Source organism: Pisciglobus halotolerans, assembly GCF_900113675.1.
Taxonomy (GTDB): domain Bacteria; phylum Bacillota; class Bacilli; order Lactobacillales; family Carnobacteriaceae; genus Pisciglobus; species Pisciglobus halotolerans.
In genome coordinates this window covers 44,029-60,732 of the sequence record NZ_FOQE01000002.1, presented here as the reverse complement: position 1 = coordinate 60,732, position 16,704 = coordinate 44,029, and the positions used below count along the sequence as shown (strand labels likewise).

The window sequence follows — 16,704 nt, the reverse complement described above, 5'->3', positions numbered from 1 at the left end:
TTTTTCTATGGGGAGTCGCCAAACGAATGGAGACTTATCAAACAAGACCAGATAAACAGACAGCATTTTTGCCTGAAAGCTCTAATATACATTCAAATGAAAGACAGGAGGCGCTCAAATCATGAATCTTCTTATCCTAAGTTGTGGCACACGAAACAAAATTATTGCTTATTTCAAAGAAGCGTTAGCAGGAAGAGGAAAGGTGATCGCGGCTGATCATAGTCCATTGGCACCAGCCCTTTATGAAGCAGATGAAGCTGTGATCATTCCACACATTCAAGACAAACAATATTTAGATACGCTCTTAACGTTGTGTAAAGAAAAACAGATCAAAGCTATTTTTTCCTTGATCGATCCCGAGCTCAACTTATTGGCCAAACACCAACACGACTTTTTGGCTATCGACACAGTCCCTATTATTTCTGATGCTGATAAAGTGGAGCTATGCTTCAACAAATATGCTTTATATGAATTTTTAACCGAGAAGCAGATCCCAACGCCAAAAAGTTATTTAAATGAGCATCAATTCTATCAAGATATGGAAAAAGGGAAGATTTCTTTTCCAGTCTTTGTCAAACCTTACAACGGCAGTGCTAGCGCGCAAATCCACAAAGCTCATTCTAGTGATGAGATGGAGGACTTGATCTTAAACGGAGAAAACATGATGATCCAAGAATTTATGGATGGCATCGAGATCGGAGCAGATGTTTATGTTGATTTGCATACCGGAAAAGTCGTCTCTATTTTCACGAAAGAAAAAATCAATATGCGAGCAGGAGAAACAGATAAAGCACGTTCTTTCAAAGATGAACAGCTTTTCGAGTTCATCCAATCTGTGGTTGAAGAAACAGGTTTGAAAGGGATGTTGGATATCGATTTATTCAAAGTCGGTGATCAATACTTGATTTCAGAAATCAATCCGCGTTTCGGCGGCGGCTATCCGCATGCATATGGTTGCGGGGTTTCTTTTCCGAAAATGTTGCTGAATAACTTAGCAGGAAAAGAAAATAGAGTGCAGATTGGTGAATATGAATCAGAGATCTATATGGCAAAATTCAATGATGTCATGATCATGCCCGCTGAAAATTTGGCCAAAGAAATGATGGTTTCTCTATCACCTTCAGAAACAGCACCCTCTACGCAAACTTGACCTTAAGCCATTAAAACATTATTGGGAGTGAATGCTATGCAGCGAACAAAAAAGATTTTACTTTCTTCTCCTCATATGTCAGGAAACGAACAGCACTATATTGACCAAGCTTTTCAAACCAATTGGATCGCACCGCTTGGACCCAATGTCAACCAGTTTGAAGAAGACTTAGCGCGATACACAGGAGCAAAAGCAGCTACTGTTACTAATTCAGGTACGGCAGCGATCCACTTAGCCTTGGCTGTCTTAGGCGTTAAAAAAGGTGATCGTGTTTTTTGTTCTTCGTTTACCTTTATCGCTAGTGCTAATCCAGCTCTTTATCTTGGTGCTGAATTGACTTTTATCGATTCAGAGCCGGGTACATGGAATATGTCGCCAAGAGCACTGGCACGAGCTTTAGCAGAAGCCAAACGTGAACAACGTCTTCCAAAAGCCATCATTGTGGTTCATCTGTATGGACAACATGCAGATATGGATCCGTTGCTGATGCTGGCAGATGCCTATGGTGTTCCTATCATAGAAGATGCTGCTGAATCATTGGGTGCGTCTTATCAAAATAAGAAAAGCGGGACACTTGGCAAAATCGGCATTTACTCTTTTAATGGAAATAAAATCATTACAACTTCTGGTGGGGGTGCATTGGTGTCAGATGATGAAGAATTGATTGAAACGGCACGCTTTTTGGCAACACAAGCCAAAGATCCAGCGCCATATTACCAACATTCCACAGTAGGTTATAACTATCGGATGAGCAATATTTCAGCAGGTATCGGAATTGCGCAGCTGCAAGTGTTGGAAGAAAGAATAGCGACTCGCAGAGCGATATTCGATCTTTACGTACAGGAAATGAATGCGATTGAAGGAATTCAGTTTATGCCGGAAATGCAAGGGACTTTTTCTAATCGTTGGCTGACAACGTTGCTGATCGATCCTACTATTTTTTATCAAAAACCGATTGAAGTCATGCAACTGATGGACCAAGCCGGCATTGAAACGCGTCTGCTTTGGAAACCGCTTCATCTTCAACCTTTATTCAAAGACGCTCCGTTCTATCGCCACAATGAACGGACCAGCCCTGTTTCTGAGTTGCTTTTCTCAATGGGACTTTGCCTACCTTCAGGCAGTAATTTAACCATCGAAGAACAATACCGCGTTATCGAAACACTCCATCATATTTTTCTCCCTCAAATCGTCTCCACCTCCTCTCCAGCAACACAAACGTTTTCCCCTGTATCCTCTATCTTATCCTATCCATTAACTTAAAAAAGGAGGGAATCAGCATGTCAAAAGCATTAATCATGGCATCTGTTGCTCCTATGATCTCAGCTTTCAATCGCGACAATATCCGTTTGCTGCAGGAAATGGGCCAGGAAGTCCATGTATTAGCTAACTTTACTGAAGATAGTGAAACAGCAAAAGGCAGAAACAAAGCATTTAAAGAAGAATTGGAAGCGATGGGCGTAACAGCTTTTGATATCGCCATTGATCGTGACCCTTTAAAAATCACTAACTTACAGTCTTTGTTTCAGATCAAAAAAATATTTGATCGTGAACAATATGCCTTGATTCATTGTCACTCTCCGATCGGCGGCGTATTGACTCGCTTGGCAGCGGCAGAAAGTAGAAAAAAAGGAACAAAAGTCATTTATACTGCCCATGGATTCCATTTTTTTGATGGCGCTCCAAAAAAGAATTGGCTATTGTATTATCCAGTTGAAAAGTGGTTGGCGCGGTTAACGGACAACTTGATCACGATCAATGATGAAGATTTTGCAGCTGCGCATGAGCGCCGTTTCAAAGCTGAGAAGTTGACCTTGATAGAAGGTGTCGGCATTGATCAAAAACGATTCATGCCCACTAACGATGAACTTCGCAGAAAAGTCAGAAAAAAACTAGGCTTTCCAGAAGATGATTTCATTTTGATTTATGTTGGTGAATTATGCACGCGCAAACATCAAGAGCTATTGATCAAAGTTGTCCAACAATTATCGCAAGACATCAAAAATATAAAGTTGCTTTTAATTGGCGATGGGGATAAAAAGAATGTTTATCAAGAGCAGATCCAAGCATTAGGCGTAGAAAATCATGTTGATCTGCTGGGGTATCGAACCGACGTCCATCAATTGATGCAAATGGCAGATATCGTTGTTTCTTCCTCTAAGCAAGAGGGGCTGCCAGTCAATATTATGGAAGGAATGGCAATAGGTTTACCTTTAGTGGTAACAGATTGCCGCGGAAACCGTGACTTAGTGCAGCATGGGACTAATGGTTTTGTGATCGAAAAGGAAAATGCAGCTTCTTTCGCGGCTGCGATAAAAAAACTATACGCATCAAAAACTTTGCGTGAATCCTTTAGCGAGCAAAGCTTACAGTTGATCGAGCAATATGGGATCGAAAAAATTTCCCAAAAAATGAAAAAGCTCTATCAGGAAACGTTACAAACGCCTATGGTTTCTCCTTTGACAACAGCATTAGCATCAGAACAAAAGAAAACAATAAGATAAGGGTGTTGACCATGACAAGACCATTGGTAAGCGTGATCGTTCCCATCTATAACGCCGAAGACTTCTTAGCTTCCTGTATCGACAGTATTTTGACGCAAAGCTTAACAGACATCGAAGTTCTGCTGATCGATGATGGTTCTTGTGACCATTCAGCAACTATTTGCCAACGATACATGCAGCAAGATAACCGAGTCGTTGTCATGACGAAAGAAAATGAAGGTGTCTCAGCGACTAGAAATGTTGGACTGGCTTTGGCAACAGGCAAATATATCGCTTTTCTGGATGCAGATGATACGTTAACGAATCAAGCACTGGAGATACTTGTTCAAACAATGGAAGAAAAGCAAGTTGACGCTGTGTTTGCCAATTATTTTTATCACTACAATGATAGAAGAATTTACCGAGCGCCAAGGATCCCAGGAGGCACTTATGCTATTGCTGAGATTCGTTCACGATTGATCGACGATGGGACCTTATCCGGTATGCTGTTTGGGTCAGTGGGAGCAGCGTTGTATAAAAGGGAGCTGATTGAACAACATCAGATTCGCTTTCAAACAGAAGTGGCTTTGAATGAAGATGGATTGTTTAACGTCATGTATTTATTACAAGCAAAAAATTGCTGCTATCTAAGCGACCATCATCTTTATGGTTACCGTAAAGAAATCGAATCCGTCACAAGCCGTTTCCATCCGCATAAAGATTTTGAAAGTGCAACCATTGCGATCGATCAGTATTGCCGATCGATCAGTCAAGAAGTTTTGCTGGATCAGCAGCTGCAAAGAAGGAAAGTCTCGATCAGTTTGTGGCAAGCTTTAAATTTATGTTCAGAGGAAAACCCAGCTTCTTATCGTGCAACCATTCAGCAACTTGAAGCGTTATTCGCTCATCGAGAGTTGCAAGCTTGTTTTCCTTATATGGAAGAAGAAAAAATGAATCGCTATAAGCGTTTTTATTACCAACTGATCAAAAAAAGAAGAACACATTTATTTTATCTGCTGACCAGATTCTTTTTGCCGACTGTTTCACGGATCGTCAAACGGTAAAAGAATGTATGCGATCACAATGATTCGCTGACTAAGGAAAGATAGCATAGGGAGCAAAAATGATAGTGCGTAGCCTTGATATCTTCAATACATTCTCTTTTTGAAAAAACGCCTGCAACACTGAAAAAAACAGCGAATAGGGATGCTATTGCTGCAGTGTTTGCATCGAGAAAGGAGTAGCAGGATGAATATTCTCTTTGTTGGCCAAAACTTACAGCAGGGCGGTGTCCAAATCGCATTGATCAATACGTTGAAAGAATTGGTCAAACAGCAGCATACGATCGATCTATTCTTATTCGGCACTGGCGACTACACCGCTGAAATACCGCCTGAAGTCAATTTTTATCAAGGAACAAAAGGATTGCAGCTTGTAGCTACGCCTTATCATAAGCTGGCACAGAAAAAAGGCAGTGTAGATTATTGGTACCGGATCGGTCTGACACTTGGTGTAAGAATGAGAGACACAAAAAGGTTTTATGCCGCTTTGTTTAAAAGACAAAAAGCGCTTGGTTCTTATGATGTTGCTATTTCTTACTTTACCGATGTTCCTTATGGTTATTTCAATCAAGGGACCAATCAATATGTAGCTGATTTTGTGAACGCACGACAAAAGATTGCTTGGATCCATAATGACCCCTTTGAAGGCAACTTTGAAGTAGACCATTGTCGTCAAGTTTATGAGAACTTTGATCGGATCGTTTGTGTTTCCGAAGCATGTGCAGTAAAGTTCAGAAAATTTTTACCGGAATATGCAGCAAAAGTAGGAACTGTTTATAATTTTTTTCCTTTAGAGGAGATCGTTGAAAAAGCCCAAAGAAACCACCGATCAGAATGTGTGGAGGATAAAGGTCATTTACCAAATACAGAAAAATCGGTAACGCAACAAGAAGCTAAAGACCGCAGAGAGATCGATTTGCCGTTCGTAAAATTGGTCACGGTCGCGCGCATCGATAATCAGCAAAAGCGCCTGGATCGCATCTTAACAGTCGTGAAAAAATTGACGAGGAGCGGTATAAATAATTTTCATTGGGAAATCATTGGTGAAGGACCTGATTTAGAAAGGAATCGGGAACAAGTTCGCTTGGCAGAGCTGGATCGTTTTATCCTTTATCGCGGATCATTGCTGAATCCTTATCCTGCAGTAGCGCAGAGTGATTTATTCGTGCTGACTTCGCAGTATGAGGGTTATCCAATGGTTGTCAACGAAGCATTGATTTTAGGTGTCCCCGTTGTCACAACTCCTTATGCAGCAGCGGAAGAACAAATCTTTTCAGGTTATAACGGCCTGATCACCAAGATGGACACTGAAGACTTGTATCAACAGCTGAAGGACTTGTTAGAACATCCTGAAAAGACCCAACAATTTAAAACCTACATCCAACAAAATCCGCTTGATAACCAAATGGCGCTACAGCAGCTGGAAAATGTGTTAGAAGCGTAAATTCAGCAGCCATTTTGAGCAGAAGAGGTGAAGTGAGAATGGAATCAAGCAAAGCGCGGCTTTTTGATGTCAGCAATCTCAGTTGTCTAGTTGGCAGTCTGTTTGTTTTACTCAAGATGGTTACAGGAAGCAACATCTTTTTGATCCTATTTCTACTAACAGCGGGAACGGCAATGTTGTTAGAAAAGTCAGAACATAAGATCAAAGTCATTTTATATTTTACACCTTGGGCTTATGCGACGAAGTTTTATTTTACCCAGACCTCTCTTTTTACCGTTCTTACGCTGGCCTATTGTTTGATCATGCTGCTGACGATTTTGCTGGACCGAACCCAGATCCCGTCCTATTACGTGATCAGCATGCTGCTTTTTGTTAGTTATATCCTCTTTTCATTAATGATGAATGCCTCCACCTCTTTAAAAGGTGCTGTCAGTTTTCTGGCAAACTTTGCCGCTGTGTATTTGGCCATCTTGTTTGTAGAAAAGCCCGACGCTTTCAAAACTTATGCGCGAACCTATGCCGCTGGGTTGACAGTTTCTAGTTTGATCGCTATGTTCGGTTCTTTCATTCCTACGATCAGGCAGTATTTAGACAGTTATTTTACTGGGTATACTGTTCATACTGCCGGTCATTTATACAACCGCTTTTCAGGGTTGGATATTGATCCTAACTATTATGCGATCCAAGTTTTGATTGGTTTATCTTGTCTCGTGATGATCATCATGGCACGGAAAGGGAAAGCGATTGATTACGTGTTAGGGATGGCACTCATCGTTTTTGGTTTATTATCTTTATCTAAGATGTTTTTACTGAGTTTAGGTTTGTTGCTGAGTTTTGTCTTTCTGTTCTTGTTTAAAAACGACTTAAAACAGCTGGGGAAAATCTTAGTATTGTTAACAGCTCTCTTTTGCATCGGTTGGGTCTATGCAAAAGATTACTTCTATGAGGCATTTTTATTCCGCTTTTTAAGTCAAGGTACGGACGCTTCTTCATTGACGACAGGCCGTTCTACGATTTGGTTCCATTACTTGTATGGTATTACAGAGAATACGAAATGGATGATGTTTGGAAATGGTGTAACAGGAGAGTACCTGAATGATGAAATATCCCATAATATGTACCTGATTGCATGGTATTATTTGGGCCTTGTAGGAATATTGATCGCTTTACAATTGTTTTTCCAAATGAACACGGTTTTGCGCAGCAACTTAAAGCGGCAAACGAGCTTATCCTTCTTCCACTATTCTTCCATTTCGCTGATTTTGCTGCTTGTTGCCAATTTCGCATTAGATTCTTTTATTATGCATTACTTTGGTGTCCATCTGTTTTTAGTGTTGGTCGGCATCAATAGTCTTGCAAAGTCATCTGAATTTGAAAAAAAAAGTCGACTGATGATGCAGTCGAATGAATAAGGAAGTGAACAAGCCAATGAATGAAAACACGACACGAAAAAATGTATTGTCCGGACTGGTTTGGAAGCTGTTAGAACGAGGAGGAGATCAAGTCATTCAGTTTGTGATCCAGCTATTGCTGGCCCGGTTGTTGTTGCCAGAAGATTATGGACTGATCGCATTGATCACCATTTTTATCGCTTTGGCCAATGTCTTTATCCAGACTGGATTTACGACTGCCTTGATTCAGGCAAAAGAAGTGGATGAAATAGATTATGCTTCCGCTTTTTATTTTAGTTCATTCCTGACTGTCTTGCTTTATCTTCTCTTATTTCTAGCAGCTCCTGCGATTGCTGATTTTTATGAAAAAGCACAACTGATTCCGGTCGTACGTGTGTTGGCCCTTTCCTTATTTTGCGGACCATTGAACTCTATTCAATATGCAGTAGTTTCTCGTAATCTTGAGTTCAAGAAATTTTTCTTCAGCAGTTTAGGCGGAACGCTTTTTTCAGGGGTCTTAGGAGTTTATTTAGCGTACAAGGGGTTCGGCGTGTGGGCCTTGGTAGCCCAACAGCTGTCCAATATTTTTATCGACACGATCGTCCTTTGGTTTACTGTCAGTTGGCGTCCTATCTGGGCATTTTCCTTTGAGCGAATCAACAAGCTGCTTTCCTTTGGATGGAAAATGCTTTTCTCCACGATGCTGGATACACTTTACACGAACTCGTATGGGTTGGTGATTGGAAAAGTGATCAGTCCTGCGATGTTGGGTTATTACAATCGGGCCAATCAGTTTCCAAGTATTATCGTGAATAACGTCAATAATTCGTTATCGACTGTTTTATTTCCCGTCATGTCCGCTAGTCAAGAAGATAAGCCGCGTATCCGCTCGATGATGCAACGTTCCCTAGAAGTCAGTTCCTTGATCATTTTCCCATTGATGACAGGACTGATCATTTGTGCCAAACCGCTCGTATTGGTCATGCTGACTGAAAAGTGGTTAGCATCCGTTTCCTTGATTCAGCTGATCAGTTTGGCCTATGCTTTTTATCCGCTGCATATTACGAATATCGTGGCTATCTCATCACTAGGGAAAAGCGAGTTGATTTTGAAGTTAGAAATCGTCAAACGCGTATTCAGTCTCTTTTGCCTCTTTATCAGTATTCCATTTGGCATTTTTGTGATCGTAGCTTTTGAGCCGCTGATCTCGATCGGAACTTTCATTTTAAATGCAAGGCAAAATAAAAGACTGTTGGGTTACGGCGTAAAAGAGCAGCTGAGCACCATTTCACCCTATTTGGTCCTTTCGATCATGATGGGGATCATCGTTTATCCGCTAGCGTACTTGCCGATAGGAAGTCTTGCAACATTGACCTTGCAAGCAGCAACGGGAGCAACTTTTTATATTGTTGCCTCTTTGATGAACAAAAACAATAGTATCCATTATTTGTTGGCTACAGCAAAAGAACTGCTTTGGAGAAAGTCAATGAAAAAAAGACCTGAACAGATCACGACCAACAGGAGGGAATATGATGAATGAAAAAATCGGCTTTATTGAATTGATTAGTCTAGTTCGAAAAAATTGGCTGCTGATTTTACTGATGGGGATACTAGGATTTGCACTTTCTTATTATGTCACCACTTATCTGATCGCCCCGGAATATCAAGCAAAGACACAGCTTTTGGTCAATCGACCTAACGCAGAAGATGCAAATATGGATCTCAATGATATCCAATCAAACATTCAGATCATCAACACCTATCGTGATATTTTGACGGATCCGATCGTGATGGATCAAGTATTGGCTCAGCTGGACGAACCGCTGACGGAAGCGGAACTAGATGAAAAAATCAATATCGTGATTCAAGAAGATTCCCAAATTTTCAAAATCGAGGTTATCGATGAAAGTCCAGAACGAGCAGCCAAAATTGCAAACTTGATTGCTTCAACATTTCAAGAAAACGTTGGAAGTATCCTACACGTTGAAAATGTGGCCATTTTATCAGCAGCCAAGGTCAATACGACACCTATATCTCCTCGTGTCAATTTCAATCTCCTGATCGGTACAGCAATTGGATTGATCATTGGCATCGGCATCAGCTTGATAAAAGGAATGATGGATACAAAAATCCATGATGAACAAGTGATCACAGAAAAATTAGGTTGGATTCCTCTAGGAACGATCTCCGAAATGCCCAAAGTTTTTATGTTGGAATCAGAAAAAGAGAAAGCGGCGATTGAAAAGAAAAAAAGAACTGAACAAGAATTAAAAGAAAAGGAGCCTGGCCATGTTCAATAAAAAAAAGAAAACCCACTATCGTCCGAAACATGAGATCGTAACGATCACGCGGCCGCAATCTTTTATTGCTGAGGAGTATCGGACTTTGAGAACCAATATCCAATTCTCTATGGCCGGCAAAAAGCTGCAATCGCTCCAGCTTACGTCAAGTAGTCCAAATGAAGGAAAGACAACGATCGCTGTCAATACGGCTGTTGTGTTTGCTTCTCAAGGAAAAAAGGTATTGCTGGTCGATGCAGACATGCGCAAACCATCGTTGCATGATCTTTTCCAAGTGCCGAATCAAAAGGGGTTGTCAACGATTTTGACGGAAGAATATCCTGATCCGGAAGCTACGATCTATCCTTTGCCTCATGAACATCTTTTTCTGCTACCAAGCGGCATTCAACCGCCGAATCCTTCCGAATTATTAGCCTCTGAACAGATGAATCGGCTGATACAGTATTTTAAAGAACAATATGACTTGATCATTTTTGACTTGCCGCCTGTTTTGCCCGTCACAGATGCACTGATCATGTCAGATAAAGTAGATGGCACTGTTTTTGTGATTCGTCATCATACCGCTCATCTGCATGAAGTCTTGCAAGCGAAAGAGATGTTAGAACGAGTGCAAGCGAATGTGATCGGAGCGGTGTTCAATGGTAAGCCGAATGATAAAAAAATATCCGGTACTTACTATAAGCAAGATGATCAATAAGCGTTACTTGTTGATCGATCAAGAAGATGAATGGAGGAGTTTCGAATATGAAACGAGAGTGGCCGACAAAAGAAATCCCACAAAAGCATTTCAAGATGATAGGGCATAAAGCAGCTTTTTTGCGCTATCCTCTCGCAAGAAAATGGTTGGGATTAATATTAGATCATCTATTGCTTCTGTTTTCTTGGACCGTTGCTTATATCTTTTTACGAAATTTGCTTTTTATCCCGCTTCCATATGCTATTCTCTTTTTGATGTCCATCTGGATCAGCCATAGCTTTGTTTCGCTGTTGACGGATACTTGTGCAACGATTTATCGATATACAGGCATTAAAGAGATGATCAAAGTGATGGGCGGATTTACCCTCTCGATTGGTGTAGCAGCAGTTTTATCGGCTGTGTTTGCTACAGGGGCAAGCTTTCAGTTTATCCTGCTCGTGTATCTCCTATCACTTTTAGCAACAGGCGGAAAATTTGCCTTTTTCAAAGCTTTGAGCGAAATGGACTTCTTGGCAAAAAAACAACCGTTCACTGCCAAAAAAATTCGGACACTCGTCGTGGGAGCAGGCGATGGAGGCAGCTTATTTATCAAAAACAGTCAACAACATTTGCCTGAACTCCAGCTGATGGGAATCGTTGATGATGACAGTCGAAAACATCACATGCGTGTTTTTGGTGTACCGATCCTAGGAGGAACAAAAGACATTCCAGCTTTGGTAGCAGCACAGGGCATTGAGCAGATCACGATTGCTATCCCTTCATTAGCCCCTGAAAACTTAGAAAGAATTTTGGATCTATGCAATAAAAGCCAAGCAAAAGTCAACTTGATGCCTTCTATTGAAGAGGTCATGAGTGGAAAGCTTTCTGTCCAACGCTTTCGTGATATTGATGTAGTCGATTTATTGGGAAGAGACGAGGTCACCTTAGACACCGAACAGCTGGCGAAAGAATTGAGCGGTAAAACATTACTCGTCAGTGGAGCAGGTGGTTCGATCGGTTCAGAAATTTGTCGGATTTTGTCTTCCTTCTCACCACGTCAGTTGATCCTGTTAGGACATGGGGAAAATTCAATCTATCAGATCCATCGTGAACTAAACAAACGATATAACGGACAAATCGAGTTGATCCCAGTGATTGCCGATATCAAAGATCGAGACCGCATGTTCGAAATCATGTCTCTTTATCAACCTTCTATCGTTTATCATGCTGCAGCTCACAAACATGTACCGATGATGGAAATGAATACAGCTGAAGCGATCAAAAATAATGTTTATGGCACAAAAAATATCGCAGAAGCGGCTAAAGAAGCTGAAGTTGGTTCTTTTATCATGGTCTCAACAGATAAAGCAGTCAACCCGCCTAATGTGATGGGGGCGACAAAACGACTGGCTGAGATGATCGTAACGAGTTTAAATGAGCCAGGCAGTACAAACTTTGCAGCTGTTCGATTTGGCAATGTTTTAGGGAGTCGAGGCAGCGTCGTACCTTTATTTAAAGAACAGATCCAAGCGGGCGGACCTGTTACAGTGACAGATTTTAGAATGACGCGCTATTTTATGACGATCCCTGAAGCTAGTCGATTGGTGATCCAAGCAGGTGTGCTAGCCAGAAAAGGAGAAATCTTCGTACTAGACATGGGACAACCTGTTAAGATTGTTGATTTGGCTCGAAAAATGGTACAAATCAGTGGTTACTCAGAATCGGAAATCAAAGTGATCGAAACGGGCATTCGTCCTGGTGAAAAGCTTTATGAAGAGCTATTAATTGCCAGCGAAAATACCGGCGAAAAAGTCTTTGATAAAATTTTTGTTGGAAAAGCTGTTCAAAAACCACTTGAAGAGATCATGTCCTTTCTAGGTACGTTGACAGGTGAGGACGAAAAAAAGATTCGAAACCAGCTGATCACTTACGCCCGTCTTCACCAACAACAAGAACCTGAAGAACAACGTCTTCAGATCCAACCTCCTGAACGAGCTGTTGCTATGGGAAAGGAGCAAATGGCTTGAATAGAAAGACACAATAAGCGAACGCTATTGATTTGATGCAAAGAAACTTTTGCTGTGATCAATGTTCGCTTTTTTTTATGGCTTTATGTTGCACAACGCTATTTGTATCTTTATCTTATGAAGAGCATCTAAATCCACCTATCGACTGCAATCTCAACCTAAATTTTTTAAAAAAAAGAGCGTTTACTTTTGTCGGGCGACAATAAATTGTAAAATGAACGTATTAAAAATGGGAAGGATGAATCGAATGGATATGTCAAAGTATCGTGTCGACCCCGAACAAAAAATGCGGCTCTCTGATTACCCTCAGTGGGAAGATGCTGGTTACACGAGAGAAGAGCTGACAGAAAAAATGATTCCTGAAAACGTAGAAAAGCTGCGAGATTTACAGTTACGCTTGCATGCCGAGGAAGAAAAGGGTATCTTCGTTATTCTTCAGGCTATTGATACTGCGGGGAAAGACGAGATCATCACCTTTATCTTTTCGCATTTAATGCCGCAAGGGCTAAAAGTAACCCCAACGAAAAAACCAACAGAAGAAGAATTGAAACATGATTTTTTATGGCGGATACATGCTGGAAAACCAGAACGCGGACAGGTTGGGATCCTCAATCGGTCTTACTATGAAGATCTTTTAGCACCAAAAGTTTATCAAGGCATAGAAGATGTGCCCATCCAGAAGAGCTTTGACAGTGAAGAGGCTTGGGAAATGCGTTGTCAGCACGTGAATGCATTTGAAAAATATATGGTCGAAAATGGGTTTCCAGTAGTGAAGTTTTTTTTATCCATTTCAAAAGAAGAACAACGCAAACGGTTGTTAGAGCGGATGAAGACGCCTGAGAAAAATTGGGAATTTTCTTTTAGTGATATAAAAGACCGAGAAAAATGGGACACCTATCAAAAAGCTTATGAAGAGATGTTGGACTTGACGTCAACCACTATCGCTCCTTGGTATGTTCTTCCAGCTGACAATGATTGGTTTGCGCGTTACTTAGCTTCTGAAGCGATGGTGCAAGTATTGGAAGAGATAGACCCTCAGTTTCCAGTCATGACGGATGAAGACAAACAAAAATTAGAAGAAGCGATTCAAAAACTAGAAAATGAAGGAAAGGAAGACGAGAGTAAAAACTCGAAGAAGAGAGAAAAGAAAAAACAATAGAGAGTCGTTCAGTAAAAAATAGCAGAAGCAGATGATTCTTTTTAGAAAAAAGCTAAAGCATCCTAAATTTTTTTAGGATGCTTTTTTTAGGTGCTGATCATGAAATTTTTATCGCAAATGGTCCGTTTGATTCCATACATTTAAAGAAAATTGTCGATGTTGATAATTTAATATGGTTACGCTTGTATTATCCAAAGGTTCGAATGAGCGAAAATCTTTCACATCTTTTCCTAAAAGAGACAATAAGGTACACATAGTCAAAATGGCGTGACCAACAAATAAAATATCTGTATCAGGAAAAGCAGCTATAGCCTGTTCAACTGTTCTTTTTCCGCGAGTGACAAGCTGTTGGTAAGTTTCCCCTTGAATCGGAGTCGGATCATACTTTTCAGGACGACGGATCAGATGCTCAAACAATTCAGCGTCTCGTTTGCTTAATTCAGCAATTGGCAGACCTTCCCAAGTGCCATAATCCATTTCCTTAAAATCATTTGAAAAATGAATGTCAAAGGGATGTGGGAATTGTTTAGTGATCAATTCTGCTGTTTCAACCGCTCGGTGTTGTGGACTCGCAATCACTTGGCTGATGTTAAAAGGAGCAAGAGCTTCACCCGTTTTGACCGCTTCTTCGCGGCTTTCATCGAGCAAAGGCGAATCGATCGCACCCCCTTGAACGTGATGGGCTAAATTTAAAGTCGTTTTTCCATGTCGGACAAAAAATAAGCGTTGCATGCAGCTCAACCTTTCTTTGAAATTTAATTTCATCGTATCATATTATCGCAAGAGAAGATAGGTCACTAAACCAATTTGAAAAATGGAGAAGTGCATTTATTCAACTTATTTATTTTTCAAAGGTATAAAGAGGAAAAAATAGTAAAAGTAAGGTGTTTGTACGGATTTTAAAAAATTGGTCCATTTTTTATAAAAATAACAATTTATAGTTGAAATATTATTTTAATGTGTTAGGATAAATATGTAATGAAAGCGATTTTAATAGAGGGGGGTGAATATTTGCTTGGATTATCTGTATTTTTAGGAGAAGGTTTGAAAGCGGAGACAAAAAATTATTTAGAGACTTTACAACAGGCTGGTTTTTCAAGTGTATTTACATCTTTGCATATACCAGAAGATGATGCAACGCTTTATAGAGAGCGCTTAGAAACACTTGGCTATTGGACGCAAGCATTGCAGATGGATCTAACAGCTGATATTTCTGGAAAGGCATTAGAAAAAATAGGTTTGACGATATCGGACCCGGTGAGTATTAAACAAACAGGCATCACGTCTTTGCGGGTGGATGATGGTTTCAGTAATCGAGAAATCGCTGATTTGAGTCATCATCTGAAAGTGGCGTTGAATGCTAGTACGATCGATGAAGACGATGTTCAAGAGTTGATTGATGATGGAGCAGATTTTAAACAATTAACGGCTTTTCATAACTATTATCCACGTCCTGAAACGGGTTTAGATAAAAAGGTATTGATTCAAAAAAATCATTGGTTGAAGAGTATAGGATTTAGGGTTGCTGCGTTCGTACCTGGTGATAAAACCTTTCGAGGTCCGCTGTACCAACATTTGCCTACTTTAGAAGATCATAGAGAGCGGCACCCATTGGCAAGTGCAATAGAACTGCAAAAGGATTGTTTAACAGATGATGTCTATATCGGAGACCCAATGATCAAAGCATTTACAATTCGTCAATTTCAATCTTATCATAAAAATAAGACGTATCTTTTAAGGGTTCGACCTGTTGCAGATTCTCAATGGTTTGATTTTATTTTGGGACAACATCAAAATCGAAGAGATCCAGCTAGAGATGTGATCCGCAGTGCCGGAGCTAGATTGAATATCCACGGAACTGTGGAACCGCAACATACTTTTATCAGAACGAAAGGCAGCGTAACGATAGACAACTGTCTTTATGGTCGCTACATGGGCGAAACTCAGATCGTAGTCAGCGACTTGCCGGCAGATGAAAAGGTGAATGTGGCTGCGCAGGTGATTCAAGAGGACAGAGATTTGCTGCAATTGATCAAAGCGGGAGACCTGTTTGAACTTCAAAATGATATTTGACGGAAAGAGGATGGCATATGGATTTAAATAAATTAACAACAGAAACTAGGAATGAACAGACAATGCATCTAGATGAGTTGTCAACGTTAGAATTACTCCAAGTCATGAATGAAGAAGATCAAAAAGTAGCTAGGGCAGTCCAAAATGAATTGCCGGCGATCGCAACGGTCGTAGATGCTGTGATCGACAGTTTCAAACAAGGTGGTCGTTTGATCTACATGGGAGCTGGAACAAGCGGCCGATTGGGGGTTCTCGATGCTGCAGAATGTGTCCCAACCTTTAGTGTAGATCCTAGTATGGTTCAAGGATTGATCGCTGGCGGTATGAAAGCAATGACGGTAGCAGTAGAAGGAGCAGAAGATGACACCGGATTGGGTGCAGAAGACCTAAAAGCCATTCAATTGACCGAAAAAGATATGGTGTTAGGGATCGCGGCTAGCGGACGCACACCTTATGTCATCGGGGGACTGACCTACGCAAAAGAAATAGGAGCCAAAACAGCTGCTTTGTCGTGCAATAAAGGGGCGAAAATCAGCCGATATGCAGAAACAGCGATCGAAGTTGAAGTTGGTCCGGAAGTGTTGACCGGCTCGACGCGTTTGAAATCTGGTACCGCTCAAAAGCTCGTATTGAATATGATCTCGACTGGTTCTATGGTTGGAATCGGCAAGGTCTATCAAAACTTGATGGTGGACGTAAAACCGTCTAACCAAAAATTGGTGGAACGTTCAAAACGCATCATTCAGCAAGCAACAGGTTGTTCTTATGAGACTGCAACTTCGGCCTTTGAACAAGCCGATCATCAAGTGAAATTAGCTATCGTGATGGTATTGAATAACTGCTCAAAAGAAGAAGCTGAACAAAAATTAAAAGCAGCAAATGGCTTTATCCGTAAAACAACCAATCAATAAAGAGGACTCTATTCAGGTAAGGAAACCAA

Annotated in this window: 14 protein-coding genes; 13 read left to right on the top strand and 1 reads right to left on the bottom strand. The window is 40.7% G+C overall.

Annotation, left to right across the window (positions count from 1 at the left end):
• Positions 1-121 precede the first annotated feature (121 nt).
• The 11 genes from BM057_RS01085 to BM057_RS01035 all read left to right on the top strand — a co-directional run bounded on the left by BM057_RS01085 (position 122) and on the right by BM057_RS01035 (position 13,691).
• Positions 122-1,150, top strand: a complete 1,029-nt coding sequence (locus BM057_RS01085) for an ATP-grasp domain-containing protein (protein ID WP_092090828.1) — start codon at positions 122-124, stop codon at positions 1,148-1,150.
• A gap of 36 nt (positions 1,151-1,186) precedes the next feature.
• Positions 1,187-2,413: a DegT/DnrJ/EryC1/StrS family aminotransferase gene (locus tag BM057_RS01080; RefSeq protein ID WP_092090826.1), complete on the top strand. Its 1,227-nt coding sequence runs from the start codon at positions 1,187-1,189 to the stop codon at positions 2,411-2,413.
• 17 nt (positions 2,414-2,430) lie between these two features.
• The gene (locus BM057_RS01075; RefSeq protein WP_092090825.1) at positions 2,431-3,654 is read left to right on the top strand and encodes a glycosyltransferase family 4 protein; all 1,224 of its coding nucleotides are present in this window, start codon (positions 2,431-2,433) and stop codon (positions 3,652-3,654) included.
• An 11-nt stretch (positions 3,655-3,665) separates the two neighbouring features.
• Entirely contained in the window at positions 3,666-4,697 is a 1,032-nt protein-coding gene (locus BM057_RS01070) for a glycosyltransferase family 2 protein (RefSeq protein ID WP_092090824.1), read from the top strand.
• 184 nt (positions 4,698-4,881) lie between these two features.
• Positions 4,882-6,138 carry a glycosyltransferase gene (locus BM057_RS01065; protein ID WP_177186141.1) on the top strand — a complete coding sequence of 419 codons (1,257 nt, stop codon included), beginning with the start codon at positions 4,882-4,884 and terminating at the stop codon, positions 6,136-6,138.
• 38 nt (positions 6,139-6,176) lie between these two features.
• Positions 6,177-7,550 carry a hypothetical protein gene (locus tag BM057_RS01060; RefSeq protein WP_092090822.1) on the top strand — a complete coding sequence of 458 codons (1,374 nt, stop codon included), beginning with the start codon at positions 6,177-6,179 and terminating at the stop codon, positions 7,548-7,550.
• A complete protein-coding gene (locus BM057_RS01055) occupies positions 7,543-9,069 on the top strand; it encodes a lipopolysaccharide biosynthesis protein (protein WP_092090821.1) in 1,527 nt (508 codons plus the stop codon). Before BM057_RS01060 ends, BM057_RS01055 begins: the two co-directional genes overlap by 8 nt.
• The gene (locus BM057_RS01050) at positions 9,062-9,829 is read left to right on the top strand and encodes a YveK family protein (protein ID WP_052181842.1); all 768 of its coding nucleotides are present in this window, start codon (positions 9,062-9,064) and stop codon (positions 9,827-9,829) included. The genes BM057_RS01055 and BM057_RS01050 overlap by 8 nt, the downstream gene beginning before the upstream one ends.
• Positions 9,819-10,526 carry a CpsD/CapB family tyrosine-protein kinase gene (locus BM057_RS01045; RefSeq protein ID WP_092090820.1) on the top strand — a complete coding sequence of 236 codons (708 nt, stop codon included), beginning with the start codon at positions 9,819-9,821 and terminating at the stop codon, positions 10,524-10,526. Before BM057_RS01050 ends, BM057_RS01045 begins: the two co-directional genes overlap by 11 nt.
• A gap of 95 nt (positions 10,527-10,621) precedes the next feature.
• Positions 10,622-12,532 (top strand): polysaccharide biosynthesis protein, encoded by a 1,911-nt coding sequence (locus tag BM057_RS01040; RefSeq protein ID WP_092091007.1) that lies wholly within the window; start codon positions 10,622-10,624, stop codon positions 12,530-12,532.
• A 247-nt stretch (positions 12,533-12,779) separates the two neighbouring features.
• Positions 12,780-13,691 carry a PPK2 family polyphosphate kinase gene (locus BM057_RS01035; RefSeq protein ID WP_092090819.1) on the top strand — a complete coding sequence of 304 codons (912 nt, stop codon included), beginning with the start codon at positions 12,780-12,782 and terminating at the stop codon, positions 13,689-13,691.
• 108 nt (positions 13,692-13,799) lie between these two features.
• Here BM057_RS01035 and BM057_RS01030 read toward each other — a convergent pair whose 3' ends face one another.
• The gene (locus tag BM057_RS01030) at positions 13,800-14,423 is read right to left on the bottom strand and encodes a histidine phosphatase family protein (RefSeq protein WP_092090818.1); all 624 of its coding nucleotides are present in this window, start codon (positions 14,421-14,423) and stop codon (positions 13,800-13,802) included.
• 246 nt (positions 14,424-14,669) lie between these two features.
• Here BM057_RS01030 and BM057_RS01025 point away from each other — a divergent pair, with 246 nt between their 5' ends.
• Together BM057_RS01025 and murQ are read left to right on the top strand one after the other, a co-directional pair.
• Positions 14,670-15,764, top strand: a complete 1,095-nt coding sequence (locus BM057_RS01025) for a DUF871 domain-containing protein (protein ID WP_342708074.1) — start codon at positions 14,670-14,672, stop codon at positions 15,762-15,764.
• Positions 15,765-15,781: 17 nt separating this feature from the next.
• Complete coding sequence (gene murQ / locus BM057_RS01020; protein ID WP_092090817.1) at positions 15,782-16,675, top strand: N-acetylmuramic acid 6-phosphate etherase; 894 nt, start codon at positions 15,782-15,784, stop codon at positions 16,673-16,675.
• Positions 16,676-16,704 lie beyond the last annotated feature (29 nt).